At 62.5% G+C, this 25,470-nt stretch carries 18 protein-coding genes and 4 pseudogenes; 16 read left to right on the top strand and 6 right to left on the bottom strand.

All coding sequences use genetic code 11. From position 1 onward, the window contains the following. The first annotated feature begins 8 nt into the window (after positions 1-8). The 3 genes and pseudogenes from pgm (at position 9) to FJ970_RS31780 (ending at position 5,082) form a co-directional block, all read left to right on the top strand. Entirely contained in the window at positions 9-1,664 is a 1,656-nt protein-coding gene (gene pgm, locus FJ970_RS31790) for a phosphoglucomutase (alpha-D-glucose-1,6-bisphosphate-dependent) (protein ID WP_140764367.1), read from the top strand. Between the two features lie 752 nt (positions 1,665-2,416). Continuing rightward, the gene (locus FJ970_RS31785; RefSeq protein WP_140764302.1) at positions 2,417-4,564 is read left to right on the top strand and encodes a ParB/RepB/Spo0J family partition protein; all 2,148 of its coding nucleotides are present in this window, start codon (positions 2,417-2,419) and stop codon (positions 4,562-4,564) included. Positions 4,565-4,623: 59 nt separating this feature from the next. After that, positions 4,624-5,082 (top strand): annotated as a pseudogene (locus FJ970_RS31780) (hypothetical protein). Positions 5,083-5,936: 854 nt separating this feature from the next. Here FJ970_RS31780 and FJ970_RS31775 read toward each other — a convergent pair. After that, on the bottom strand, positions 5,937-6,398 hold the full coding sequence (locus FJ970_RS31775) for a hypothetical protein (protein WP_181178795.1): 462 nt from the start codon (positions 6,396-6,398) through the stop codon (positions 5,937-5,939). 412 nt (positions 6,399-6,810) lie between these two features. On the opposite strand from FJ970_RS31775, the pseudogene FJ970_RS31770 reads away from it, so the two are divergent. Then, positions 6,811-6,918 (top strand): annotated as a pseudogene (locus FJ970_RS31770) (IS6 family transposase); the annotation flags it as partial. 312 nt (positions 6,919-7,230) lie between these two features. Here FJ970_RS31770 and FJ970_RS34005 read toward each other — a convergent pair. Both FJ970_RS34005 and FJ970_RS31765 read right to left on the bottom strand, forming a co-directional pair. Then, positions 7,231-7,612: pseudogene (locus FJ970_RS34005) on the bottom strand (hypothetical protein). A gap of 244 nt (positions 7,613-7,856) precedes the next feature. Then, positions 7,857-8,746, bottom strand: a pseudogene (locus FJ970_RS31765) (DUF1173 family protein). A gap of 312 nt (positions 8,747-9,058) precedes the next feature. Between FJ970_RS31765 and FJ970_RS31760 the strand changes: the two are divergent. Further along, positions 9,059-9,226 carry a hypothetical protein gene (locus tag FJ970_RS31760; protein WP_181178796.1) on the top strand — a complete coding sequence of 56 codons (168 nt, stop codon included), beginning with the start codon at positions 9,059-9,061 and terminating at the stop codon, positions 9,224-9,226. 225 nt (positions 9,227-9,451) lie between these two features. Here FJ970_RS31760 and hemN read toward each other — a convergent pair whose 3' ends face one another. Beyond that, on the bottom strand, positions 9,452-10,804 hold the full coding sequence (gene hemN / locus FJ970_RS31755; protein WP_140764307.1) for an oxygen-independent coproporphyrinogen III oxidase: 1,353 nt from the start codon (positions 10,802-10,804) through the stop codon (positions 9,452-9,454). Positions 10,805-11,099: 295 nt separating this feature from the next. On the opposite strand from hemN, the gene FJ970_RS31750 reads away from it, so the two are divergent. Continuing rightward, on the top strand, positions 11,100-11,543 hold the full coding sequence (locus tag FJ970_RS31750; protein WP_140764309.1) for a pseudoazurin: 444 nt from the start codon (positions 11,100-11,102) through the stop codon (positions 11,541-11,543). A gap of 135 nt (positions 11,544-11,678) precedes the next feature. On the opposite strand, the gene FJ970_RS31745 is transcribed toward FJ970_RS31750, so the two are convergent. Further along, positions 11,679-12,602 (bottom strand): ferritin-like domain-containing protein, encoded by a 924-nt coding sequence (locus tag FJ970_RS31745; RefSeq protein ID WP_140764312.1) that lies wholly within the window; start codon positions 12,600-12,602, stop codon positions 11,679-11,681. A gap of 189 nt (positions 12,603-12,791) precedes the next feature. On the opposite strand from FJ970_RS31745, the gene FJ970_RS31740 reads away from it, so the two are divergent. From FJ970_RS31740 to FJ970_RS31695, 10 genes are all read left to right on the top strand, one after another. Further along, positions 12,792-15,071, top strand: a complete 2,280-nt coding sequence (locus FJ970_RS31740) for a NosR/NirI family protein (RefSeq protein ID WP_140764314.1) — start codon at positions 12,792-12,794, stop codon at positions 15,069-15,071. Then, positions 15,068-16,990 carry a TAT-dependent nitrous-oxide reductase gene (gene nosZ, locus FJ970_RS31735; protein ID WP_140764317.1) on the top strand — a complete coding sequence of 641 codons (1,923 nt, stop codon included), beginning with the start codon at positions 15,068-15,070 and terminating at the stop codon, positions 16,988-16,990. The genes FJ970_RS31740 and nosZ overlap by 4 nt, the downstream gene beginning before the upstream one ends. Then, positions 16,987-18,261: a nitrous oxide reductase family maturation protein NosD gene (locus FJ970_RS31730; protein WP_140764320.1), complete on the top strand. Its 1,275-nt coding sequence runs from the start codon at positions 16,987-16,989 to the stop codon at positions 18,259-18,261. The genes nosZ and FJ970_RS31730 overlap by 4 nt, the downstream gene beginning before the upstream one ends. Beyond that, entirely contained in the window at positions 18,258-19,166 is a 909-nt protein-coding gene (locus FJ970_RS31725) for an ABC transporter ATP-binding protein (RefSeq protein WP_140764323.1), read from the top strand. Before FJ970_RS31730 ends, FJ970_RS31725 begins: the two co-directional genes overlap by 4 nt. Next, entirely contained in the window at positions 19,163-19,993 is an 831-nt protein-coding gene (locus FJ970_RS31720; protein ID WP_140764326.1) for an ABC transporter permease, read from the top strand. The genes FJ970_RS31725 and FJ970_RS31720 overlap by 4 nt, the downstream gene beginning before the upstream one ends. Next, positions 19,990-20,565: a nitrous oxide reductase accessory protein NosL gene (locus FJ970_RS31715; RefSeq protein WP_140764329.1), complete on the top strand. Its 576-nt coding sequence runs from the start codon at positions 19,990-19,992 to the stop codon at positions 20,563-20,565. The genes FJ970_RS31720 and FJ970_RS31715 overlap by 4 nt, the downstream gene beginning before the upstream one ends. Positions 20,566-20,609: 44 nt before the next feature. Beyond that, positions 20,610-21,623, top strand: a complete 1,014-nt coding sequence (locus tag FJ970_RS31710) for an FAD:protein FMN transferase (RefSeq protein WP_140764332.1) — start codon at positions 20,610-20,612, stop codon at positions 21,621-21,623. A gap of 621 nt (positions 21,624-22,244) precedes the next feature. Then, positions 22,245-23,633 carry a hypothetical protein gene (locus tag FJ970_RS31705; protein ID WP_140764335.1) on the top strand — a complete coding sequence of 463 codons (1,389 nt, stop codon included), beginning with the start codon at positions 22,245-22,247 and terminating at the stop codon, positions 23,631-23,633. After that, complete coding sequence (locus FJ970_RS31700; RefSeq protein ID WP_140764337.1) at positions 23,630-24,154, top strand: DUF2249 domain-containing protein; 525 nt, start codon at positions 23,630-23,632, stop codon at positions 24,152-24,154. The genes FJ970_RS31705 and FJ970_RS31700 overlap by 4 nt, the downstream gene beginning before the upstream one ends. A gap of 90 nt (positions 24,155-24,244) precedes the next feature. Beyond that, positions 24,245-24,469, top strand: coding sequence for a DUF1858 domain-containing protein (locus FJ970_RS31695; RefSeq protein WP_140764340.1), 225 nt, complete (start codon positions 24,245-24,247; stop codon positions 24,467-24,469). 5 nt (positions 24,470-24,474) lie between these two features. On the opposite strand, the gene FJ970_RS31690 is transcribed toward FJ970_RS31695, so the two are convergent. After that, a complete protein-coding gene (locus FJ970_RS31690; RefSeq protein WP_140764343.1) occupies positions 24,475-25,170 on the bottom strand; it encodes a Crp/Fnr family transcriptional regulator in 696 nt (231 codons plus the stop codon). Positions 25,171-25,470: the final 300 nt, after the last annotated feature.

Below are 25,470 nucleotides of genomic sequence, written 5' to 3'. Positions count from 1 at the left end.
GCATGACCATGACCATCAGCGCCTTGGCCGGAAAGCCGGCCCCGCCCGACATACTGGTCAATGTAGCCAAGCTCGTCACGGCCTACTACAGCCAGACGCCGGACCCTTCCATCGCCTTGCAGCGGGTGGCATTCGGGACATCCGGGCATCGCGGATCGGCGTTCGAGAGAACATTCAACCAAGCACATGTTCTGGCAATCAGCCAGGCCATTTGCCTGTACCGCAAGCGACAGGGCATCCACGGCCCCATATTTGTCGGCATCGACACCCATGCGCTTTCGGAGCCCGCCTTTGCGAGCGCCCTTGAGGTGCTCGCCGCGAACGGTGCGGAGGTTTTGATGGCGGCGGGTGGCGAATATACGCCCACCCCGGCCGTTTCCCATGCAATCCTCAGTTACAACAAGGGCCGCAAGACCGGGCTCGCGGATGGCATCGTCATCACGCCGTCGCACAACCCGCCCGGCGACGGAGGCTTCAAGTACAATCCGCCCAATGGCGGGCCGGCCGATACCGACGTCACTGGCTGGATCGAAAAACAGGCCAATGATCTGCTTGGCAGCAGCCTGAAAGACGTGCGGCGGATGCCGTTCGAGAAAGCCCTCCATGCGCCGACAACCCATGCCCACGATTTCCTGAACGCTTACGTCAACGATCTCGGCAACGTGATCGACATGGACGCCATTCGCGGCGCCCATGTCCGCATGGGCGTCGACCCGCTCGGCGGCGCAGGAGTCCACTACTGGCCCGCCATTGCCGAGCGCTACAAACTCGACCTGACCATCGTCAATCGGCAGGTCGATCCGACCTTTCGCTTCATGACGGTCGATTGGGATGGCCAGATCCGCATGGACCCGTCGTCATCCTACGCCATGCAAGGCCTGATCAGCCTGAAGGACCAATTCGACATCGCTTTCGCGTGCGACACCGATCACGACCGACACGGCATCGTCACGCGCCAAGCGGGGCTGCTGCCCCCCAATCATTATTTGTCGGTAGCAATCGACTACCTGTTCCAGCATCGCCCTGAATGGCGCAAGGACGCCGCCATTGGAAAAACGGTGGTGAGCAGCCAGATGATCGATCGCGTCAGCGCCAGGCTGAAGCGCAGGTTGTATGAAGTCCCGGTCGGCTTCAAATGGTTCGCCGAGGGGCTTCAGAACGGCTCGCTGGGTTTTTGCGGCGAGGAAAGTGCTGGAGCGACGTTCATGCGCCGCAACGGCGCCGTCTGGACGACCGACAAGGATGGCATCGTCCCGGCGCTGTTATCGGCGGAGATCACGGCGAGAACGGGCCGGGATCCAGGCGAGGTCTATCACGATCTGACAAAAGAATTCGGCGAACCGGTCGCCGACCGGCTCCAGGCTGCCGCAACTGCGGCACAAAAGGACAAGCTGTCGAAGCTCTCGCCGCAGCAGATCAAGTCTAAGACCCTGGCTGGCGAGCCGATCCAGTCGGTGCTCAGCCGCGCACCGGGCAACAATGCGGAAATCGGCGGCGTCAAGGTGGCCACGGAAAACGGCTGGTTTGCCGCGCGCCCGTCAGGCACCGAGGCTATCTACAAGATCTACGCAGAGAGTTTTCGGGGACAGGACCATCTGCGCGCCATCCTGGCCGAGGCGCAAACGATCGTCGACCAGGCGCTTGGTGGAGCCGGAAAGACCTGAACTGGCGGGCGGCAGGTCTGGTCCGGCGCAGCTTGCAGCATCCCGCATTTGGCAGCAGGCTCGGCAACGAATTCGGCGGGATATAGGACCGTGGCATCGTCGCGAACGACGGCGCCAGGTGTCAGATGCGCCTCGTCGACATGTGACGGTCCGAGAATGTGCACTACATGCTTGCCTGCTGCGAGGGGACAGTCTGCGATGATCCGCCGGTGGCACCGCCACCAGACTGTTTAGGTGCACATTATCGTGCACACCTGCTGCGCGCCTAGCTCCCGGGGCGGGCAAAGCCAAGCCGGAAGGGCACTGTCAAGGCGTAGTCAGCGTAGTTGCGGAAGCTACGGACCCGCCAATATGTGTTGGGGGAAGGCTCCGCGCTGCGCGTCTTTCCTCGAAGACCGCTAGCTCGGCTAGATGCTCATAACCGATCTGCCACGGCGCCAATGTTGCCGGCAAGCTCTGCTGGTTGCGGGGGGTGCGCAACACGAGCCAGTCCGTCACCGTCGACCGGCAGGCGCTGATCCATATGTCCGATGGACCGCGCCAACGTCCTTGCAGGCCCTCGGCGGCTCGGCCGCCTTGAAATCCGCGAGCCGAACCAGAGCAGCGCTCCTTATCCCGACCCATCATCAATCGTTGCGGCAGGTGGATGGCGCTGGCGCGAGGCCTGGAGGTAGAGGGGGGAGGGGAGGGTTCCTGACGGGCTTGGAGGTTCGGGGAGAGGCCCCGGGCCCCCCGTCACGGAGAACCTGACCATGGCTAAGAACGCCATTCAAAAGATCGCGATGAACGCCGCGGAGAACATCCCCTATGACAAGCTGGTGCTGTCACAAAAGAATGTCCGGCGTATCAAGGACGGCTTGTCGATTGAGCAGCTCGCCGAAGACATCGGACGGCGAAAGCTGATCCAGAGCTTGAACGTCCGTCCCATACTCGACGGCGAGGGCGAGGAGACCGGCACGTTCGAGGTGCCCGCCGGCGGCCGGCGTTATCTCGCACTTGGCATACTCATCAAGCAGAAGCGCCTGGCGAAGAATGAGCCGATCCCCTGTGTCGTAAACCGCAGGCAGGAGACCTCGGCCGAAGAAGACTCGCTTGCCGAAAACCTGCGCCGCGCCGACCTGCATCCCCTCGACCAGTTCCGGGCCTTCAAGGCGCTCAGCGATCAGGGTCTCGATCCCGACGAGATCGGCGCCCGCTTCTTCGTGTCGCCGGCGACGGTGAGGCAGCGCCTGCGGCTGGCATCGGTGTCGCCAAAACTGCTCGAGCTCTACGAGAAAGACGAAATCCGGCTCGAACAGATCATGGCGTTCTCGATCTCGGACGACCACGCGCGCCAGGAGCAGGTCTGGGAACGGATCTCCGGCTCGCACACGCAGGAACCCTACTACATCAGGCGCCTGCTGACGGAGACCACGGTCCGGGCCGACGATCGCCGGGCCATCTATGTCGGCGCGGAAGCTTATGAGGCCGCGGGCGGCGTCATCCTGCGCGACCTGTTCGAGCAGGACTCCGGCGGCTGGTTCCAGGATGCGGCACTTCTCGAGCAGCTGGTCTTCGACAGGCTAAAGGTTGATGCCGAGGCGATCCGCGCCGAAGGCTGGAAGTGGGTCGAGGCCGCGATCAGCTTTCCCTATGGCCACACCTCCGGCCTGCGGCGCATCTACGCCGAGGCCCAGGAGCTCAGCGCCGAGGAGATCGAACGCTACGATGCGCTGAAGGCGGAATACGACAAGCTCGATGCGGACTATGCCGCGGCCGAGGACGCCGACCAGGCAATCGAGGCGAAGCTCCACCAGCTGGGGGCCGAACTCGATGCGATCGACGATCGTCCTCAAAGCCACGATCCAGCCCAGAAGACCATTGCCGGTGTGTTCGTGACGCTTGCCGCGAACGGCAAGCTCCAGGTCGACGCCGGTTTTGTGCGGTCAGAGGATGAGCCGCTGACCGAGACCGGCGATGGCGATGAGCGCGAGGAAGGCGACGCCGAGGGCGAAACCCGATCCAATGGTGACGACGATGGCCATGGTGTTGTCGTGAACGGCAAGCCGGTGGATGACAGTTCCGGCGATGACGGCGAGGACGATGGCATCAAGCCGCTGCCTGACCGGCTCGTCTTCGATCTGACGGCACAGCGGACGCTGGCACTGCGCAACGCGCTCGCCGGTGACGTCGACATCGCCTTCCTCGCGGCACTCCACGCCTTTCTGCTGCAGATCTTTTATCGCTTCGCGCCGGACACCTGCCTGGAAATCAGCCTGAAGAGCGGCAGCTTCTCCCAGGTCGACGGTCTTGCCGAGACGTCCTGGGCCAAGGAGATCGCGGAGCGGCACGAAGCTTGGGACCGCGATCTTCCCGATGAGGCGGATGGCCTGTGGGACTTCCTTCTCGGCCTCGACGAGGCAAGTCGCAAGGCGCTGTTCGCGCATTGCGTCTCGTTGGCCCTCAACGCGGTGGTCGAACCATGGAACAGGCGGCCGCGGGCGCTCGAGCATGCAGACGTGCTCGGCCGTTCGCTGCAGTTCGATATGGTCGACGCCGGCTGGACGCCCACGGTCGAGTTCCTTGGGCGCCTTACCAAGGCGCGGATTCTGCAGGCTGTCCGCGAAGCCCGTGGCGCGGACTCCGCGCAGCTGATCGACCACATGAAGAAGGACATGATGGCGCGTGAAGCCGCCCGTCTTCTCGAAGGATCGAACTGGCTGCCCGAGCCGCTGCGCCTCGATGTTGACGAAGTGGCTGACGATGCTGTCGACGCCCTCGCCGGCGAGATGCCGGATGAGGCGGCGCTCGATAGCGATGCCGCCGAACTGCCGGCCTTTCTCGCCGACGATGCGGATCCGTCCTCCGGCGAGCCGGTGACCGACGGCGACGAGACGGACCACCTCCAGGCCGCCGAATAGTTGGCCTCCCGCTCCGTATCAGGCCCGGCACCTGCGCCGGGCCCATTCTGTTTTCCAAGATGGAGAAATTCGCATGTCCGCAACATATCATCTACGAATCCGCCCCTTTGGGGAGCGCCATCCGCTACTCGGACGGCGCGGCGAAATCACCGTCGCGCTTCACCAAAAAGCTCGCCGCTTGGGAGAGCCGCAACGGCGTCGGCCGTCTGGTCAAGAAGGAACCACCGCGAACGCACACGACCTACTCCTCGCCCGCGTACTTCACTCTGCTTGAGGGTGATTTCGGGTAGGGCGGCATCATCGTCGTCTCGATCAGACGCACCTGGTCCGTCGAGAGCGACCTGCGGTTCGAAATCGTCGAGCGCCCCAAAATCGGCATGGTCCGCGTGCTGCAGGCCCTCGGCGACAGACCGGAGCTTCTGCATCTGGCCGAAAACTCCGAGGCGGCCAAGCGCTGGCTTGCCGGCAAATCCTACGGCCGCGCCTATCTCGAGGAGGCCGACGGGATCAGCGAGTGACCGGACTGGAAGATTGCTTTGCGCGCGAACCGGTCGATAGCGATGGGTGAGAGGTGCCGGTCCCGATTAAAGGTCAGCTTTCGAATGACCCGACGGTGTCAACAGTGACAGGTTGGGGTCATGCCGCGACAGTGTCCGGGCCTACCGCAATGTCCGCTCTTTGAAGATCCGCAGCCTGAACCTGCCAGTCCTCTGTCGGCCCATTTCGGGCGATGTGCTTCGCGATGTTAGTTATCCGCCGTGTTCGACGTCTCGCGCCTTAACGCCACGACGTTCCGCATACTCGATCAATGCGAGCTCAATGACAGCGGTAACCGAGCGACGTTCGGTTGCTGCGAGTTGTTCGGCCAAAGCTAGCACAGATGGATCCAAACGCGTCGTGAATGGCTTCTTTGTCATTTTCGCTTTGCGGCTTGAACTGGGCGTCGGAATGGTCCATAAGGGATGCACGTGCGTTGCACTTGCATCGTACGTGCGGAGACCGATCCGCGTGCGCGAACACTCTGATCGGCCTGCCCACAACCTAAGCTTCTGGGAGCTCGGATCATGGGTGATTCCGACAATAGCACGACTTTGCCTTTCGTCACCCGGAGGACGCTGCTTGCAGGAACGGCAATTGCAATTGCGGGACGGCAGCCAACAGCGTTTGCCGCCAGCGATTTTGAAAAGGACCAACCCGCCGATCCCGCGGTGGCGGTGTGGCGCAAATGGCAGGCGGCCCACGACCGGACTGAACGGCTGTGCCATCAGCAGCAGCGCTTGGAGCGGAAACTCGTCGAGACAGTTGGCTTTCCTTGCGCGACCATCCAGCTTTCCGATGGTGAGATCGTGACGCTGCATTCACTTGAGGCTCTTCACGAAGCACTCTCGATCTTGGTCTGGAAGACACAGGAAAGCACGCGAAGGCTGAAACCGATTTTGCGGATCATCAGGCGCGCTGGGACGCCGCCGACCGGGAAATTGGCTACTCGGCGGCATTGCAGGCCGAGCTTGAATCTGGCGACCAGGCGGAGGACCTCCTTGAGACGTTGTCCAAAACCCCCGCCGTTTGCCTTGCCGGTGTGGCGGCGAAGCTTGATGCTGTGCTTAGGGAAGGGTTGGTCTCTGAAGATGGTGCCGAGTTTCCCTGGCCGCAAATCCGCTCGGCACTCGATGATGTTATCCGCATTAGCCAGCGGCTGGTTCCTGAGCAGATGTTTCCAAACGACATGCTCCAGCCGGCACCTCTTCGAAAGCGGGAGGGGACGGCTTGCGTGTCTTGACCGAGGCTGATGGAGGCGCAGCGTGAAAAAGCTGACCGATCGTTCGCCGATCATCCTCGAGGGATCTCCTTTTCGCCGCGAGATAGCAGAGACCGACGCGGTTCTTGGCGATCGGTCCGTTGTCGAAATCGCCGACCGCGAAAGCGCTATGGGGCGATTTGGCAGTCACGGCGATCGCTTGGGGCGCTCTGGCGGCGAACTGCGATGGCGACACGCCTGAGTATCGCTTCTGGTTTCAGTTTTTTATTGTCTTCCGAACGGACTCACCAGAATCCGAGTCGGAAGGCATGATGGCCCCGGCCAACCGGCGTTCCTTAAATTGAGCGCCGTCACTTGCAAGATGCGCGTGGCCCGTCTCGATGGCGATCGGTTGCATCCGCCGGAGGCCTGTATTGGCAATCAGCTGGGGAGACGAAACCGCACGGCGCAAGTCATTGCACGCTGTAGCCCTGCGATATGAACGGGTCTGGCGTACAATCTCAGCTTGCGCGATCTGGAAGAGATGATGGCTGAGCGCGGCATTCACGTCGATCATTCTACAATCCACCGCTGGGTCGTGAGGTTCTCGCCGCTGGCAACGATGGGGACCCTTCGTAAGCAGCCGCTACCGACGGAAGAGCGCACCATGAGGCGCACTCGACCACGCCGCTGGCTTGGTGTCCCGGGTCGACGCCGACAAGCGTCCGAGGCGCAGACGCCGTGGAACAAGACCGGCGGTGAAGGGGTTTGGTCAACGCCGCGAGACGGGCGACGCGCAGAGCATCGCCGAGGCTGAGCTTTGCGTGTGCGGGTTGGGCTGATGTGGATCCAGTAAAGGAGCAGGTGGCCCTGCGTGTGATGGCCGCCAACGGCACTCCCCAGAGCTAGATTGAGGCGTAGGTTCTGATTACTTCAGGTGGCCGGAATTGCGAAGCTTTGCTAGCAGGACCAGTGCAGTCCCGTGATACTTCGCTTGCACATGCTCGCTCAAGGGAGACGATTCCCAAGTAGCTAAGGTCGCCAGCAAAGTTGATGCGTCGCCGTTCACCGAGGCGCATCTTAGGTGGCCGCTCTTCTCGAGCACGACTACGTGCCGCGTCCGCTTCACCATACCCTATTGCGGCCATTCGCTGAATGTAGGTGTCACCATCTACGCGGACATCGAACAGGACAGATCCCGCGGTTTTCTCAGCCGCATCTATCACCCTGTCGGAAAACGGACGCTGGATGCCATCGGTGCTGGCGATCGACTGCTCGAAGAGAACCATTTCGACGTGCCCAGCCACCATCCAGCGACAGTGCGCCATCCACGGCGATTAGCAATAGCTAATGCGGAACATTCACAAGTCTGCTGCTTTAGCTGAAACCGCAACGTCGGCCATCCTGCTTGCGTCTCTCGCGCACATCGATGTCGGCTTCCCTGTCGCAGCCACACAAAGGACCGGCGGGAGATGCTTGTCCAACGCATGGTCTGAATCGATGACCTCCACCGGTTCACGACATTGATGCAAATCTGAGATGTCGTCGCCAGCCCTATGGAAGGGCCGGCATCTCCTCGTCACCGACCCGCCAGGTCCAGGCACCCATCTCCGGCCGGTTCGCGATCATATCCTCCAGTGAAACCTCGAACGCTTCGTCCGCTCCGGCTGGAACTACAAAGAGCGCGATCGGCTCCTGCCTGTTCTGAAGCAAGGCGTTGGCAATCGGCAGGTCGGGTTGCAGGTCGTAGCGCAATCCCTTCACGCTCTTCTCACGAAGACGGGCAAGCGCGTCGATGAGCCACTTTTCAGGGACCGTCTCGTAAGGAATCCAGTTCTCGGACACGACCATCAACGCGATCTCCTCGACAATGGCGAGGCCGGCCGAATTCAGTCCGAACGTCGCGATAGCCATGAGATGTGAGCTCGCCTCCGCTCCCCACAGCGACAATTCTCTCTCGAAGCGTGCCTGCAAACGCCGATGCATTGCGTCGTCCATGATGAAGGCCTGACGACAAGTTTCTGACCCGATCGAGCAGACACGATCTCCTTCACCTCACCTACGAGGAGCAGCAACTTCCGCGGTCCGGATTTTGGCGGAAGTGCTGTACCAAGAACCGCGTTGCGACGCTGTTCGATCGCTTCCTTGTTCTCGGCCCGGAACGGCTCGGGGACGAACAGGATGTCCGAAAGCGCTCCGCCTCTCACTGTCATTTGCCCGGCCGCCTCGATGAGGTGCCAGCGGACGTTCCACCAATCTCGCTTGCCGGCCCATCTGGATGTCCAGACCGTCAATTCGGCCTCGTGCCAGAGATAGTGAAGGAGGCCACGCAGTGACATCCTCCTGGGATCTCCGGCCACGCTGGCGGAGTTCTGGCCAGCAGGCATGGACGCTGCCCGGTTCCCGGTCTTCGACAGGCTGAAATCCAGCTCTAGCGCCGCCATGCCGGCCGCTCCCCTCGGCACGCGGGCACCCACCGCCAGCGACAGAGCCCACGTGAGCTTTCAGGCGGCGTTGCTGCTTCGTGACGCTCCCACCCCCGGGAGTTCTGTGATCTGCCTCGCGCTCTGAACTATCTCGGTTCAATTTGCGCCAGCGCAAAGACTAGACGCTTGATGTCCCGCACCTTCTCTCCATCGACGTCGATCGAGGTTGAAGACGGAAGATGTCCACGCGACGCGAGGCGCTCTTCGAGCGACGAGTGGCCCCGCTGCCGTTGCGACGCCAGGCAGGCGAGAGCGCGAAATGAGGCGAAAATGAAAATAGATGCCGAGAGTGAAGAAGTGATCGAAGAATGGCCAAGCCTTGTGTTCAGCACCGAAGCAGCGAGCGGCGCAAAGGCGGACAACACGTTGCTGCCCATGCTTATCGCTGGGCTCGCCCTAATTGTCCTGGGTGGCGTGGTCGTGATGGCTTTCGTGTAGAGAAAGAAGTCTGCTGCTCGTTGCCGGCTCGCTCGTGGTCGCCGATCGCCGGATGGGAGAGCTGGCATTCGTTGCCGGCTCGTCCCTCTCGATCGACGAACTCAGGGTGAGTTTGCACACCTCTGAACGACGGCTGGTTCTGTGGTCATCGCGGAACCTTGTGTCGATGCGGCCTGCTGTCGCGAATTGCAGGTTTTCAGGCAGTTTCGATCGCCTTCCCGCGCGTTATGCTGCCTTGCCGTGTGCGCATTTGGACTGGTCAAGATAGGCATCGAAGACCGCAGCGACCGCCCTGACGACGAAGCGATACTCCTGGTTGACGTGGACCACGCTATCCCGAACGTCGAGCACGCCGTCGCGCTCGAGTTCCGCCAGCTTCTCCTTGCTGCCGAGAAGTCGCGACGGCTCAAAGCCGTGAGCGTTGCGGATTGCCGCAATGTCGGCGCTGAAATCGCACATCAGTCGTTCTATGATCTCGCCACGGACCCTGTCCTCTTCGGTCAAGCGGTAACCCTTGGTGGTCGCCAGACGTCCGGAGGCGATCTGTTGGGCGTAGAGGCCCGGTGCCACCTCGTTCTGCACATAGCCGTTCTTCGTGCGGCCGATTGCCGAAGCGCCGAAGCCGATCAGCGTGTCGCAATTGTCCGTGGTGTAGCCTTGGAAATTGCGTCTCAGCCTTCCCGCTTCCTGCGCCTGGACGAGATCGTCTCCAGGCAGCGCGAAGTGGTCGAGGCCGATTTGCCTGTAGCCTGCCGCGACCAGCGTCTCGGCGATCGCTCTAGCCTGTTCGTTGCGTGCCGCGGTATCGGGCAGACTGGTTTCATCGATCATCCGCTGGTGCTTCTTGAACGTTGGGATGTGTGCGTAGCCAAACACGGCCAGGCGATCCGGAAGCATGGCGATTGCCGCACTGGCCGTCTCGACGCAAGACTGCACCGTCTGATGCGGCAGGCCATAAATCAGGTCGAAATTGATGCCGCCGACGCCTGCGCTGCGCAGACGGTCGGTGGCCTCGGCGGTCTGCGCCTTGCTCTGGATGCGGTTGATGGCCTTCTGCACCACGGGATCGAAGCTCTGGACGCCAAGGCTTGCGCGGCTGACACCTGCGGCGCCCAGCGCATGGGCCATCTCGGCGGTAAGCCCGCGTGGATCGATCTCGACGGCGGTCCCGGTCGTGTCGGAGAACGCGAAGTGCTCCCGCATAAGCGCCATCAGCGCGAGGAATTCCGCCGGGGAGATGATGGTCGGCGTGCCGCCGCCGAAATGCACTTCCCCCACCGGCAAGCGGCCGCGAGCCCGAGCGGCTACCATTTCGATTTCCTCACGCAGGACGTCGAGATAGTCGAGGATCGGGCGGTCCTGCCGGGTTATCGTCGTATGGCAACCGCAATACCAGCACATCGAGCGGCAGAACGGAATGTGCAGGTACAGCGATACCGGATCGCCGGCCGGCAGGTTCTCCAGCCAGTCTCCATATTCGTGGGCGCCGACCGCCGAGGAGAAACTCGGTGCCGTTGGGTAGCTGGTATAGCGGGGCAGGCGTGCCTCGCCGTATTTCGCCAGGATTGAGGCTTGCAATGGAGTTCTCCTGCTCGGTGCTGCTGGAAGCACTCTAGCCGGCGACGATCCGCGCTTCTTTGCGATATGCCAAAGTCACACACGCTCTTTCGTTTCTTCAGAACGCACCCCATCGAGCGGGGTGACGACTGAGTGGGAAGCCGTTGCGCTCGATTTGAGGGTCGTTGGCTATCGAGGCGAAGCCACATTTTCAGGAGCGTGTTTGTCCTGGCGCAAAGTTCGTGACGGATACGGCTGATAGACAGCCGGCCACACGCAAAGTTCGTTATCCACATCAAACAGGGAATCAGAAGAAATGCGCTCGTTCAAACTTATACCGTTCATCGCCGCCGCTGTTCTAACGTGGGCCGGCGCTGCGAATGCCGCCGAATTCGAGGTCTCCACGTTGAACATGGGCAAGCACGGCATGTTTCAGCTCGAACCATCCTTCCTCAAAATAGCGCCCGGCGACACGGTCCATTTCGTCGCCAAGGACAAGGGGCACGATGTCGAATCGATTCCCGGTATGCTGCCGGAAGGTGCCGAGCCGTTCAAAGGGCAGATGAACAAGGATCTCACCGTCACGTTCACCAAGCCCGGCGTCTACGGAGTCAAGTGCAATCCCCACTATGGCATGGGCATGGTCGCGCTTGTCGTGGTCGGCGATCCAAGCAGCAATCTGAAGGCAGCTGAGTCGGTCAATCAGGCCGGCAAGGCCAAGAAGGTTTTCGACGATCTGTTCAAGCAGATCGGTCAATAGTACGCCCCGCCGGGAATTTTTTCAGCCAGGCGGGTATTTGCTGACGTTGCAAAAAATGCGGCTTATTCAAACAGATGGAGCGGGATGCCAAGTTAGGTTTGAACGCACCCGCTTCCAGAATTGGTGCCCGCAGCATCAGCGGAACAGGTGCCACCGCGCTGCGATGGCGGCCAGGCTCTGCATGGTTCGATCCGCGGCCTGCTGGGCGGCGACCAGCACCTGTTCGTCGCGCGTGTGATCGGCGAGGTCGAGATAGGCCTGGTGCAGCCGTTCGGCCTCACCGAGCGCCGAGCGCAGAAGCGGCGACGGCGTGGCAGCATGCGCTAGGTCCACTGTCGCTGCCTCATCAGTCTCGTTGGCGCCTTCAACCCCGGCCGCGCTCTCCCGCTCGGCAACCTCGGCGACCGTTTTCGACGCCGCATCCTCACCCAAAGCGGTAAGCCGTGAAGCAATCCGTCGGTGGAAGGCTGCGGCACGCGATTCCAGTCGTCGACTCTGTCGCGCGAACTCCGGCAGAGAGGAGGCATCAAGCATCGGCCTCTCGTCGCGGGCTCGCCCGGCGCCTTCGCGTCGATAGGCGCGACGCCGTTCGGCACGCAGTGTTGCCGCGTGATCGAGCGCCTTTCCGGCGAGCCACTCCGCCGTCGCCCGGACTGTCGCATCGTTGCTTTGCGCTGCGACATAAGAATAGAAGGCGAAAGCCAGCATCTCGTTGTCCACCGCAACGCCAAGGATCCGGTACGGGCTGAGCAGCGCGCTCGCCTCCGCCTCGTCCCACGATCGGGCGATTTCGGAAGGCAACCCGCGCGGATCGGCAAGTGCCGGCGGCGATGCGCCCGTCAACTGATTGGCACGGCGGACGATTTCTTCGATATGGTCGCTCTGCTCTTCGATGAGCGCATGGAAAGCGCCCGCCATCTCCATTGCGCCCAGCTTTTCCATACGCGTCGCCAGCTCGACGTAGCGCCGCGCAGACGCTTCTTCCATGGTCATGGCCAGACCAAGAAGTGCAAGGACATCGCGCGGTCGCGCTCTGGGTTCTTCGTTCAGCCGCCTCATGGATGTTCGCCTCCGCGATGGACGGACAAATTAACGTCAATTCCAAATGGTTCTTCATTGCGCTGGATCAAAGAGTGGTTCCTGCGCTCGGTCCAAGGATAGCGCCTGCCCGGTCACCGTCGACTGGGCCTCAGATGTCCACGACCGGCAGCGATAATGAAACGATATATCGAATTCGGGCGGAAACCGATGCCGCATCAGCTTCTTGCGGCCATCCTTCTGCTGCTCTTGTCTATTCTATGGCTGGCCGACGAGGCGAGGGCGGCGGGGCGACTCGGCGAATTCCTGAGCAGGGTCAATGTGTCCGACATCGATCCTGGCGCCGATCGCTTCGGCGACGTCGAGGGCAATCCGCCCGCAGCGCAGCTGCTCAAGGGCGGTTACCTCGTCGGCTACGTCTTCCTCACCAACGATGTTGTCGATGCAACCGGCTATTCCGGCAAACCTATCAATATCGTTGTCGGAATCGACCTCGACGCCAAGGTCACGGGCGCAAAGCTCGTCGAGCATCACGAGCCAATTGTTTTGGTCGGCATCCCTCAAGCCAAAATCGACCATTACATCGACGGTTTCGTCGGACGGCGTGTCCTCGACCCGGTCGAGGCGAGCCGCACACCTGTCGACATAGTCAGTGGCGCGACGGTGACCATGATGGTTATCGCCGACAGCATGACGCAGTCGGCAATCAAAATCGCGCGGTCGCGCGGCCTGGACAAGGGCGCCGCAAATGTCGCGGCTCAGCCGGCCCACCGCTCGATCGATCAGACCAAAGGCGCTGTCGAAACCTGGCAGGCCCTGCTCGGCGACGGATCGGTCCGCAGGCTTGCAATCACGAACAAGGAACTCAACGACCTGTTCCAGCAGACGGGCAATGCCGCGGCGATCGCCCGTCCGCAGGACGGGGACCCGAATGCCCCATTTGTCGATGTCTATGTTGCGCTGGCAAGCGTGCCGACGGTTGGGCGCTCGATGCTCGGCGATGCCGAATACGATCGCCTTCGCCAGGATCTGAAGCCCGGCCAGCAGGCGATCCTCGTTGCCGGCGACGGACCCTATTCCTTTCGCGGCTCCGGCTATGTGCGTGGCGGCATCTTCGATCGCATCGAGATGATCCAGAGCGAAAGCAGCATACGGTTTCGCGATCGCAACTATCGGCGGATCGGCGCGTTGGCCGCAGAAGGCGCGCCGGACTTCCCCGAGATCGGCATCTTCGTCACGCCCGACGGGTCGAACCTCGATCCTGGCGCGCCATGGCGGTTCCAGCTTCTGGTGCAACGTGCGACCGGCGCGCTCGACAAGGCGTTCGTCACGACTGGGCTCGACTACTCAGCCCCCGACAAGTACCTGACCGCACCCGTTTCGTCGCCGACGACGGCCACGCCGTTGGCAGCGGCCGCACCGACATCGGCGACCGTGCTAACCACGGCAGCGGCGGACGACGAGCCGCCGCTCTGGCAGCGGATGTGGCAAGCGCGGATGTTCGACATCGCCATCATGCTCGTCGCAATCGGCGTGCTCACCGGCATCTTCTTCTTCCAGGATTTCCTCGTCAAATGGCCGCGCGCCTACGAGCGCATCCGGCTTGGCTACCTCGCCTTCACGCTTCTCTGGCTCGGCTGGTACGAGCACGCGCAGCTATCGGTCGTGAACATCCTCACATTCTTCAACTCGCTGCGCGGCGATTTCCGCTGGGACTATTTCTTGCGAGACCCGCTGATCTTCATCCTGTGGGCGGCAGTCGCTGCGGCGCTGCTGTTCTGGGGCCGCGGCGCCTATTGCGGCTGGCTCTGCCCGTTCGGCGCGCTGCAGGAGTGGACGAACCGGCTGGCGCGCTGGGCGCATATTCCGCAAATCCGCGTGCCGTTCTGGCTCAATCAGCGCCTGTGGCCGTTCAAATACATCATCTTCCTCGCGCTTTTCGGCCTTTCCTTCGGCTCGCTCGGCCTTGCCGAGGAAGCGGCCGAAGTGGAGCCCTTCAAGACCGCGATCATCCTGCATTTCGCGCGCGAGTGGTGGTTCGTCCTGTTCGCCGTCGGCTGCCTTGCGCCGGGACTTTTCATCGAACGCTTCTACTGCCGTTACCTCTGCCCGCTCGGCGGCGCCCTGGCTATCCCGGCCCGTGTGCGCATGTTCGATTGGCTGAAGCGTTACAAGGAATGCGGCTCGCCCTGCCAACGCTGCGCGAACGATTGCCCCGTACAGGCGATTCATCCGGAGGGGACGATCAATCCCAACGAATGCATCCAGTGCCTCAACTGCCAGGTGCTCTACCACGACGACCAACGCTGTCCGGTGGTGATCCAGAAGCGCATCAAGCGCGAGAAGTTCCTGGCCCTGCAGTCACCGTCCATGCTGCCGGAGACAAAGCGCAAACCGAGGGTCCTGGTGACCGTCAACGGTCGCGAGCCATCCGTGGAACGGAAACCTGCGGCCAGCCAGGCCGCGTCAACAGAAGGAGAGAACCAATGAACAACGATGATAGGCCGGAGGAACCGGGAGTAAGCCGCCGCAAGCTTCTGACGGGAAGCGGCAAGGCTGCCATATTGGCCGGCCTGGCCAGCGCAGCCGGCGGCGGAGCCGTTGGCGTTGCCGGATTCACCAGGCCTGCCAACGCCAAGGAGGCCACAAGCGAAATCCGGCCGGGCGACCTGGACGAATACTACGGTTTCAGCTCGAGCGGCCAGTGCGGTGAGGTGCGCATCATCGGTCTGCCCTCCATGCGTGAAATCATGCGCATTCCGGTCTTCAACCGTTGCAGCGCAACCGGCTGGGGAATCACGAACGAGAGCCGCAAGGTGCTGACGGAAGGCTTGATGCCGACCACGCAGGCATTCCTTGCCACGCGCGGCGGCGTCTACCACAACGGTGATCTGCACCACCCGCACATGTCGTTCACGGACGGCACGTATGATGGGCGCTACCTGTTCGTCAACGACAAGGCCAATTGCCGGGTCGCACGCATCCGTTGCGACGTGATGAAGTGCGACAAGATCATCGAGGTTCCTAATGCATCGGACATTCACGGGCTGCGCCCGCAGAAGTATCCGCGGACCGGATACGTGTTCGCCAACAGCGAGCACATCATCCCGATCCCGAACGACGGCAAGATCCTCGACGATCCCAAGCAGTACTGGTCGGTCTTCACGGCGATCGACGGCGATACCATGAAAATCGCCTGGCAGGTACTGGTCGACGGCAATCTCGACAACACCGACGCCGACTATCAGGGCAAGTACGCTTTCTCGACCTGCTACAACTCGGAGCGGGGCGTTACGCTCGCCGACATGACGTCCGCGGACCAGGACTGGGTGGTGGTCTTCAACATCAAGCGCATCGAGGATGCTATCAAGAAAGGCGACTACAAGGAGATCAACGGCGTGCGTGTGGTGGACGGGCGGCACGGCTCGCGTTACACGCGCTACGTCCCGGCCGGCAATAATCCACATGGCTGCAACACAGCGCCCGACGGCATCCATATCGCGATCGCCGGCAAGCTCTCGCCGACCGTCACGCTTCTCGACGTACGCCGCTTCGACGACCTGTTCGACGACAAGATCAAGCCGCGCGACGTCGTCGTCGCCGAGCCTGAGCTGGGGCTCGGACCGCTCCACACGGCATTCGACGGCAAGGGCAACGCCTACACCACGCTGTTCCTCGACAGTCAGGTCGTGAAGTGGAACCTCGATAAGGCGATCCAGGCTTACGGCGGTGCCAAGGTCGACCCGATCATCCAGAAAATCGATGTCCACTATCAGCCGGGCCACAACCACACCTCCATGGGCGAGACCAAGGAGGCGGACGGCAAATGGCTGATGTCGCTCAACAAGTTCTCCAAGGACCGCTTCCTGCCGGTCGGACCACTGCATCCGGAGAATGATCAGCTGATCGACATCTCGGGCGACGAGATGCGCCTGGTCCATGACGGCCCGAGCTTCGCGGAACCGCACGACATCTGCCTGGTCCATCGCTCGAAGGTCCGGCCCGAGATCATCTGGAAGCGCGACGACCCGATGTGGGAGGATGCGCGCCAGCAGGCGGCGAAGGACGGCGTCAAGCTCGAGGAAGCCGCCGACGTCATCCGCGACGGCAACAAGGTGCGCGTCTACATGCACTCGGTCGCGCCGGCCTACAGCCTCGACAAGTTCACGGTGAAGCAGGGTGACGAGGTCACCATCACCGTGACCAACATGGACGATGTCGAGGATTTGACCCATGGCTTCACCATGGTGCGCCACGGCGTTGCAATGGAGATCGGGCCACAGCAGACCGCGTCCGTGACCTTCGTCGCCGATCGTCCAGGCGTCCACTGGTACTATTGCCAATGGTTCTGCCATGCCCTGCATATGGAAATGGCCGGGCGCATGATCGTGGAGCCGCAGCCGGCATGATCCGGCACCGGCATAGCAGGAGCGCAGTTGCGGCGGCCCTCGTCGCCGCCTGCGCCTTCCTCCTCCCAGGGGCGGGGCGGGCAGAAACCCTCGCCGTCCCTGCGGGGGGGGACGGCCTTCGCCAGGCGATCGCCGCGTCGCATTCCGGCGATACGCTGAGGCTCGCCGCCGGCGTGTACCAGGGCCCGATTAGGATCGACCACGCTCTCACGATCGAGGGCGAGTCAGGCGCCGTGCTCGACGGGCAGGGTCGGGGCCGCACCGTCGAGGTGGTTGCCCCGAACGTCGTCATGCGCGGCCTCACGATACGGAATTCCGGCATCGACGATCCTATGGACGCGGCGGTCTTCCTCGAAGACGACGCCGCGGGCGCAATCATCGAGGACAGCCGGATCGAGAACAGCCTGGTCGGCGTCTATGTTCACGGCGCCGCGAACGCGATCGTGCGGAACAACCGCATCGTCGGACGAACGGACCTGAGGACCAACGAGCTCGGCAACGGCGTCTATGTCTGGAACGCGCCGGGGGCGCAGGTGATCGGCAACTACATCACTGGCGGACGTGACGGCATTTTCACCAACGCCAGCCGCAACAACGTCTTTCGCGGCAACCGTATCGAGAACGTCCGCTTCGCCGTCCACTACATGTACACGAACGACAGCGAGGTCAGCGACAACGTCTCGCGCGGCAACCATGACGGCTACGTCATCATGTATTCGAGCCGCTTGGTGATCCGCCGCAACCTGTCGGAAGACGATGGCGATCACGGCCTTCTGCTCAACTACGCCAACGACGCGGATATCAGAGACAATGTCGTGCGGCGCAGCGACCAGTGCGTCTTCATCTACAACGCCAACAAGAACCTGTTCGCCGACAACTGGTTCGAGGGCTGCGCTGTCGGCATTCATTTCACCGCGGGTTCGGAGCGCAACCGGATGACCGGCAATGCCTTTGTTCATAACCGCTCGCAGGTCGTTTACGTGGGGACACGGTCGCTCGACTGGTCTGCGGACGGGCGCGGCAACTACTGGAGCGACAATCCGGGTTTCGACTTGAATGGCGACGGCATCGCCGATACGGCCTACCGCCCGAACGACATCTTCGACAAGGTCGTGTGGACCTATCCGACGGCCAAACTCCTCATCAACAGCCCGGCCGTGCAGGTCATCCGCTGGGCCCAAACGGAATTCCCCGCGCTCCATCCCGGCGGCGTCATCGACAGCGCGCCGCTGATGGCGCCCATCCCGCCAGCGCTGGAGGTGAAGCCATGACCTTGTCACCAACGATATTCATGGAGGGCGTGTCCAAGCGATATGGGGACGCCTATGTCGTCCGCGACGTGGACCTCTCGGTCGCGCCCGGCGAGTGCGTTGCGATAGTCGGGCACAACGGAGCCGGCAAGAGCACGCTGGTCAAGATGGCTCTCGGCCTGCTCACGCCAACCGCCGGACGCGTCACGCTGCTCGGCGAGAACCCGGCTGGTCGCCAGGCCATGGCATTCCGGCGCAGGATCGGCTTCCTGCCCGAGAACGTCGCCTTCTCTCCGGCCATGACTGGCCGCGAGGTGCTGCGTTTCTATGGCCGTCTCAAGCAGGTGCCGCTCGGCATCGCCGACCAGCTCCTGGAACGGGTGGGGCTCGCCGCCGCCGCATGCCGCCGCGTCGGCACCTATTCGAAAGGCATGCGACAGCGCCTCGGATTGGCGCAGGCGCTTCTTGGCGAGCCGCGCGTCCTGTTCCTCGACGAGCCGACAACCGGCCTCGACATCGAGTCGCGCCAGATGTTCTACGACGTCATGGCGGAGCTACGCGGTGCCGGAGCGACGCTGCTGCTTTCCTCGCACGCGCTCAGCGACATCGAGCAGGCCGACCGCATCGCCATCATGAAGACCGGACGTATGGTTGCATGCGGCGCGCTTCCGGAACTCCGCCGCCTGGCGGACCTGCCGCTTCGGATTCGGGTGCGAATTGCCGAGGGGAGTGCGGCGCGGGAATTCACCGCCCGGCGCGCCGTGCAGTGGCTCGACGAGCTGCGCTTCGAGCTCACCTGCGCCGACGATGGCAAGATGGAGGCGATCCGCAGCGTCTCGCTCCTGGAAGGCGTTTCCGACATCGAAGTGATGCCGCCGACATTGGTCGATCTTTGCGACGAGCTTACACGGGAGGCCGCTGAATGAATGCCATAGCAACGATTGCCGGCCGCGAGATACGCGACGGCCTGCGCAACCGCTGGGCCCTTGGCGCCGTCCTGCTGATGGCCGGCCTGGCGCTGACGCTTGCGTTTGTCGGTAGCGCCCCCACAGGCGTGGTCGGCGCAAGCCCGCTCGAAGTCACGGTCGTCAGCCTGTCGAGCCTGACGATTTTCCTGGTTCCCCTCATCGCGCTCCTCCTGTCGCATGACGCAATCGTCGGGGAGCGAGATCGCGGCACGCTTCTGCTTCTTCTCTCCTATCCCCTGTCGCGCTGGCAGATTCTCTTCGGCAAGTTCCTCGGGCACCTCTCGATCCTGACGGTCGCGACCGTGGTCGGCTACGGTGCCGCCGGAGCAGCACTCGCCCTGGCGGCCGGCGAGTTCGATCCCGACAGCCTCGGCAGCTTCGCGCGGATGGTCTGCTCATCAATCCTGCTCGGCGCGGTCTTCGTCGCTCTCGGATACTTGATCAGCGCGACTGTGCGCGAGCGTGCGACCGCGGCAGGCCTCGCCATCGGCATCTGGCTGGTTCTGGTCCTTCTCTACGACATGGCGCTCCTCGGCCTGCTCGTCGCGGATCAGGGCAGGACAATCAGCGCCGCCTCCTTCAACTGGCTGCTGCTCCTTGATCCCGCGGACATCTTCCGGCTCCTCAATCTTGCTGGGCTGTCTAAAACCAGCCTGTTCGCCGGGATGGCCGGCCTTGCCGAGCAGATGCAGTTCGGCCGGGCCGTGCTGCTGACCGCGCTGGCGGCCTGGGTGGCCGTGCCACTCGCCCTCGCCGCCTTCGTCTTCTCAAGGAAAGAGCCATGATACGCGCAACTTTTCTCGGCGCACTGGTCGCTGCCCTCTTCATCCTGCTTGCCGGCTGCAATCAGGACATCGCCAGCCTGCCCAAGCCGCCACCGCAGGAGCCGACGGCCACATCTGTCGCCTACTTCTGTTCGATGGGCCTGCTAGAACACGGCGGTCCGAAGGCGCAGGCTTTCCGTGTCGGCAAATCCGAGCCGCTTTGGTTCTCGTCTGTTCGCGATGCCGTCGCCTTTTCGATTCTCCCGGGTGAGCCAAAGGACGTTGTCGCTATCTATGTCAACGACATGGCGAAGGCCAGGAACTGGGAGCGCCCCGAGGCCGGAGCCTGGGTGGAGGCGCATGAGGCATGGTACGCGCTCGGCAGTGACTACAACGCCGGCATGGGCGGCAAGGAAGCGGTGCCCTTCTCCGATGAAAAGGCCGCCCGGTCATTCATAGCTGCCCACGGCGGTACCATCGTGCGCTTCGATGACATCCCGGAGAACTACATCCTGGACAGCGACGAGAGCAGTCACGGCCTCGACGTCTCGGCCGAGGATTCCATTTTGCCTAAACCTGCGGTGAAGCAATGACAAAGCCTTCAACAATCCTGCGCGACGGGCTGAAACAGGAGGGCATGCTGGCCAGCCAGATAACCCGACGCCGCTTCATCCATATCAGCGGCGCCGTGACAGGCCTGGGCCTTGCGGCGCTTGGAACCGGTTTCGCGCGGCCGGGCCAGGCATCGCCGCTGTTCCACGAATGGCGCGGTGTCGCACTCGGCGCCGATGCCTCGCTGCAGCTATATCATCCCGATGCCGCTGAGGCCGAGCGCCTTATCGCGGATGCGGTCGCCGAGGTGCATCGACTGGAGCGTGTGTTCAGCCTCTACGATGACACCTCCGCTCTATCCAGGTTGAACCGCGATGGCGAACTCGCCGATCCGCCGCAGGAACTCGTCGAGCTTCTGGGGACGACCGAGCGCTATGCTCGCGCAACCGACGGCGCCTTCGACCCGACGGTGCAGCCGCTCTGGACGCTGTACGCGAAGCATTTCAGCGTGGAGAACGCCGACCCAAACGGACCGTCACTGGCGGACATCAGAGGTGCCGCGGCCAAATGCGGCTACCAACAAGTGACGGTCAACGCAGGGAAAGTGGCATTCGGGCGGTCCGGCATGGGGCTGACTCTGAATGGGATCGCCCAGGGCTACATCACCGATCGGGTCGCCGAGCTGCTACGCGCCCGTGGGGTTACCCACACACTCGTCGATATGGGAGAAACACGTGCTCTCGATGCCCACCCCGAGGGTCGGCCCTGGTCGATCGGGATAAAGGATCCGCGCGCCGAGAATCGCCTCATTGCAAAACTTGCTCTCGACAACCAAGCCATCTCCACATCAGGCGGCTACGGGACTCAATTCGATGCCGCAGGGAGGTTCAATCACATCTTTGATCCCGCGACGGGTTCGTGTGCGAATCGCTATCTCAGCGTCTCCGTCATCGCGCCAACCGCGGCCTGCGCCGACGCGCTTTCGACCGCCCTCTCCCTCATGCCGATAGACCGCGCTTCTCAAGCTCTCGCCAACGCCGGAGCGACGCGGGCTTATTTCGTGCTTCCTGACGGACGCGTCATCGACCGGAGCGCCTAGGCCAAGGCGGGTTCGCGGAGCGGAATTCGCCGCCTGCAGCCAAGCCTCCACAGGTCGCTCGACCTGCGCCGGCGCAGTTCCATGCCTGTTTGACGTTGGCTGTACTGATCTCGGGCAGATCGCCGCCGGGCTGTGTATCCGCGCATTAAATATTCTTGGTTCCTACAATTGGATCAACAACAGAGGATGCCGATCGCCCGACTAACTCGGCGCGGTTTTGGAGCGAATCCTCCGAGACCTGACCAGGATGTGCAACGGGTTCCACGTCACCTGGAGCCGGCGCATTCCCGGGCCGCAAGCTCGCATTTACTCTCGTCCAGAGTACATAATGAGCAGCTTCGGCCACAAGGGGAGGAAAGGGCCTCACGCCAGTATCTCAGCGGCCTGGCTGGACATCGAACAGTCAGTGCTCTGCAAACAAGTTTGCGCTTCGACAAAGTCCGGCGAGCCGCGCCGGCTTAGCTTTGGGTTCAGCTGCCGTTTTTTTGGCGCGCGTCCCCTCGTTCAGGAGGAGTCTTCTATGGTCGATGGTGTCAAAACCTGTTCTCTGGAGCATCCCTGGCGAAGCTTCGACGGTTCTGATGCGCCCCCGAGTCTGGAAGTCGCTGAGAGGAAATGGCCATGATGGGCACTGCGCTTTCGCGCTGGACGATGTCGTATTTCACCGCGGCGCTGGTTTTTCTTGTCGCGGCCCAAGTGTTGATGGTCGCGGGTTACGGCTTCCCCGCAGTGGCGGCGCAGGCGCCTGAAACGCTGGTCCTTGTGCATATGGTGACTATCGGGTGGCTCAGCTTGCTGATGTGTGGCGCCCTGTTTCAATTCGTCCCGGTGCTTGTCGCACGGCCGCTGCGCTGGGAACGGCTGGTGTTGCCGGCCCTGATATGTCTTTTGGCTGGGCTCGCTCTTCTCCTGGCGGGGTTCCTGCAACTGGCGGGCGTGTTCGAGACGGGCATATCCTTGCTTGCCCTCGCAGGCACGCTTCTTCCCGCCGGCTTCCTGATGGTCGCCGGAGTGCTCGGCGCCTCGCTGTGGGGTGGCGGCCTGCCGCTTCCAGCGCGTTTCGTCGCCGTGGGCCTGACATGTGTCCTCGTCACGGCGCTGCTCGGTGGGCTCTTCGCGCTGCTGCTTTCGGGCTTTCTTCCAGCGCTGGCAGAGATCGACTTCCGAACGCAAGCGCTTCCCGTCCATATCGCCATGGGGCTTGGCGGGTGGTTAAGTTTCACCGCGCTCGGCGTCTCCTATCGGCTATTGCCGATGTTCATGCTGTCGCCGGACAGGGAGCGCGCTAGCAGCCGTGCAGTCTGGTGGGGCGGGGTTGCCGCGCTGGCGCTGACGGCGCTCGCCTCGCCAATCGCCGCCCTCGTGGAAAAAGCAGGCCTCCGGGAGGCAACCAACCAGACCCCATTGCTGGCGGTCGTGTTCGGGATGGCTTGCGTCATCATCTATGGCTTCGATCTCGGCTTCTTCTACCGCCACCGCAAGCGTCGCACCATCGAGTTGAACAGCCGCGCAGCTCAAGGGGCCTTTTTTGCGCTCGCATTGTCGGGGCTGCTGCTCCTTGCTCTTCTTGAGACTGGAACACTGGAACGACACCTCGGCGCGCTGCTCTATCTCGTCGCCTTCGGCTGGCTGACCGGACTTGGGCTGTCGCAACTCTATAAGATAGTACCGTTCCTGACTTGGCTGGAATGTTTCGGTCCGGTCATGGGCAAGAAGCCGACGCCACGCGTGCAGGACCTCGTCATGGAGCGGCGCGCCTGGATCTGGTTCGCGCTCTATTTCCTCGGCGTGTTGGCCGGGACGGAGGCCTTGCTCGTCGACCTGCCGGACTTGTTTCGTGCTGCGGCCGTTGCGACGCTGCTTGCGACACTGGCCATTGTCGTCGAACTCGTCTTGGCGCGCCGCCTCTGCAACGTGCCCGAAAACAATCGCCTGCCAGAAGGCGCGTTGCGTCCGCGCCTCTTCCTGCCCAGGCTGCCGTTGAATTCAGACAAATGGAGACCGCAATGACCCACCCTGACTACGAACTCGACGTCCGTCAGATCCTCCGTGAAGGTGGGGAACCCTTCACTGCAATCATGGAGGCGGTGGCCGCGCTCGTTCCTGGCCAGAGGCTGCGGCTGCTTGCCACATTCAAGCCGATCCCTCTCTTCCATGTCCTGGGCAGTCGTGGCTTTGAGCCGTCGGCGCGCGAGATCGGCAGTGGCGACTGGGAGGTGACCTTTACGCCGGCCGCCGGACAATCGAGTGGTGCTGTTACGGAACCGAAGTCCGCGGCAGACGGGATCGGCGCTGCGAACGAGACCTGGTCGACCCCTGTCGTCGAACTGGACAACCGTGATCTGGAGCCGCCGGAGCCGATGGTACGGACGCTGGAAGGGGTCGAGGCGCTGTCGCCCGGTCAGACGCTCGCGGCGCTGCTGCCGCGCGAGCCCGTTTTCCTTTTGGAGGAATTGGAGGCGCGCGGTCATCGCTGGCGCGGCGCGCTCCGGCCCGAAGGAGACTATCGCATTGTGATCCGGCGAGGCTGAGCGACAGGCTCCCGTGGTCCCACCGGTTTGCTATGGGCAACGGAATTCTGCCCCTCTTTTGTGTGATCACTTGGCAAGTGGATGGCGACAATGGAATCACCGTTCGATGACGATACGACCATGGATGAGATCATGCGCAGATGGCCGCAAACTATCCGCGTGGTCATTCGCAACGGCATGCTGTGCGTTGGCTGTCCGATCGCGTCCTTCCACACAGTTTCGGCCGCCGCCCGGGAGCACGAATTGGATGAAGTGGCGTTGCGCCATGCGCTGGAAGCTGCGGCGTCTTCCAAGAGCGGAATCGACACCCCCTAAATTCTCTACACCCTGCCTTCAGCAAGCATGAGTAGACGATGAGGCTCCACGACGATCACCTTCTGGCGCCCGCTTCTGACCAAGCCCTTTCCCTCCCAGGCTGACATAAGACGGCTGACAGTATGCAAGGTCGTTCCGGTCATTTCCGCGATGTCTTGGCGGGACAGCGGAAAGTCAATCAGGAGACCCTCGTCGGTTCGCCTTCCGGACTGGTTCACCAGTTTTAGCAGAGCGTGAGCAACCCGCTGGTCGACCTGCTCGGTTGACATTTCGATAACACGCGTATGGGCATCTTGTAGCCGGTTGCCGACCGTGCGGTACGCATTGGCGCCGAAACTTGGAAAAGCGGTGGCGAATTCCGACCACAGGCCGCTGGGCCACGCCAGCATCACGCAGTCCACGACGGCGACGGCGCTGGCCGGATAAGTCGTCCGGCCAAGGGCACTGGCGATGCCCATCAGTTCGCCAGGAGTGATGTAGCGAACGGTGACTTCCTCCCCTTCCGGTGTCGTCTTGATGACTCGGACATGGCCATCCAGCAACAGCAAGAAGGAATGCGCATCCTGCTCCTGTTCGAAGACTGTCTGGTCCTTGGCAATGCGCAGCGAGCGCGCCTGGCCAATCATGCGGTCGAGTTCCGCCGGGTTCAGGCCTTCGAACGTGGCCAGACCGGCGATCAGCGAGCGGTCGAGATGACTCATCAGGCTTCTCGCTTCTTGCACATTCCTGTTTGCCAAGTTCTCCAGCCACACCATGTCATGCGGACGGCTTTTTCCGCAAGCGGTCCAGACTGCGACGCTTTTCCACGCAAGACCCCGCCGAACTCAGGCTCTCTCCCAATGGACGTGGGAAGATGTTGCACGGCATCAACGAAGTGGTGCGGTGCAACAGCCCAGTGGACATATTGCAGCGGAGCCTCGCGTCTGGCACCGGCCGAGGGCGCCTTCGATCCGATGGTGGGTTGCTGTTGGACGCCTCCAGGCCGCATTCTCGATGCCCGG

The organism is Mesorhizobium sp. B2-1-8 (assembly GCF_006442545.2).
Lineage (GTDB): Bacteria > Pseudomonadota > Alphaproteobacteria > Rhizobiales > Rhizobiaceae > Mesorhizobium.
Note: the sequence above shows the minus strand (reverse complement) of the source record. Positions and strands in the feature narration are given on the sequence as shown.

Excerpts from the sequence above, each read along its gene's own strand:
- pgm (WP_140764367.1), top strand. The coding sequence starts at position 9 with ATGACCATCAGCGCCTTGGCCGGAAAGCCGGCCCCGCCCGACATACTG.
- FJ970_RS31785 (WP_140764302.1), top strand. The coding sequence starts at position 2,417 with ATGGCTAAGAACGCCATTCAAAAGATCGCGATGAACGCCGCGGAGAAC.
- FJ970_RS31775 (WP_181178795.1), bottom strand. The coding sequence starts at position 6,398 with ATGATCGGCGAACGATCGGTCAGCTTTTTCACGCTGCGCCTCCATCAG.
- FJ970_RS31760 (WP_181178796.1), top strand. The coding sequence starts at position 9,059 with ATGAAAATAGATGCCGAGAGTGAAGAAGTGATCGAAGAATGGCCAAGC.
- FJ970_RS31750 (WP_140764309.1), top strand. The coding sequence starts at position 11,100 with ATGCGCTCGTTCAAACTTATACCGTTCATCGCCGCCGCTGTTCTAACG.
- FJ970_RS31745 (WP_140764312.1), bottom strand. The coding sequence starts at position 12,602 with ATGAGGCGGCTGAACGAAGAACCCAGAGCGCGACCGCGCGATGTCCTT.
- FJ970_RS31740 (WP_140764314.1), top strand. The coding sequence starts at position 12,792 with ATGCCGCATCAGCTTCTTGCGGCCATCCTTCTGCTGCTCTTGTCTATT.
- nosZ (WP_140764317.1), top strand. The coding sequence starts at position 15,068 with ATGAACAACGATGATAGGCCGGAGGAACCGGGAGTAAGCCGCCGCAAG.
- FJ970_RS31730 (WP_140764320.1), top strand. The coding sequence starts at position 16,987 with ATGATCCGGCACCGGCATAGCAGGAGCGCAGTTGCGGCGGCCCTCGTC.
- FJ970_RS31725 (WP_140764323.1), top strand. The coding sequence starts at position 18,258 with ATGACCTTGTCACCAACGATATTCATGGAGGGCGTGTCCAAGCGATAT.
- FJ970_RS31720 (WP_140764326.1), top strand. The coding sequence starts at position 19,163 with ATGAATGCCATAGCAACGATTGCCGGCCGCGAGATACGCGACGGCCTG.
- FJ970_RS31715 (WP_140764329.1), top strand. The coding sequence starts at position 19,990 with ATGATACGCGCAACTTTTCTCGGCGCACTGGTCGCTGCCCTCTTCATC.
- FJ970_RS31710 (WP_140764332.1), top strand. The coding sequence starts at position 20,610 with ATGCTGGCCAGCCAGATAACCCGACGCCGCTTCATCCATATCAGCGGC.
- FJ970_RS31705 (WP_140764335.1), top strand. The coding sequence starts at position 22,245 with ATGATGGGCACTGCGCTTTCGCGCTGGACGATGTCGTATTTCACCGCG.
- FJ970_RS31700 (WP_140764337.1), top strand. The coding sequence starts at position 23,630 with ATGACCCACCCTGACTACGAACTCGACGTCCGTCAGATCCTCCGTGAA.
- FJ970_RS31695 (WP_140764340.1), top strand. The coding sequence starts at position 24,245 with ATGGAATCACCGTTCGATGACGATACGACCATGGATGAGATCATGCGC.
- FJ970_RS31690 (WP_140764343.1), bottom strand. The coding sequence starts at position 25,170 with ATGAGTCATCTCGACCGCTCGCTGATCGCCGGTCTGGCCACGTTCGAA.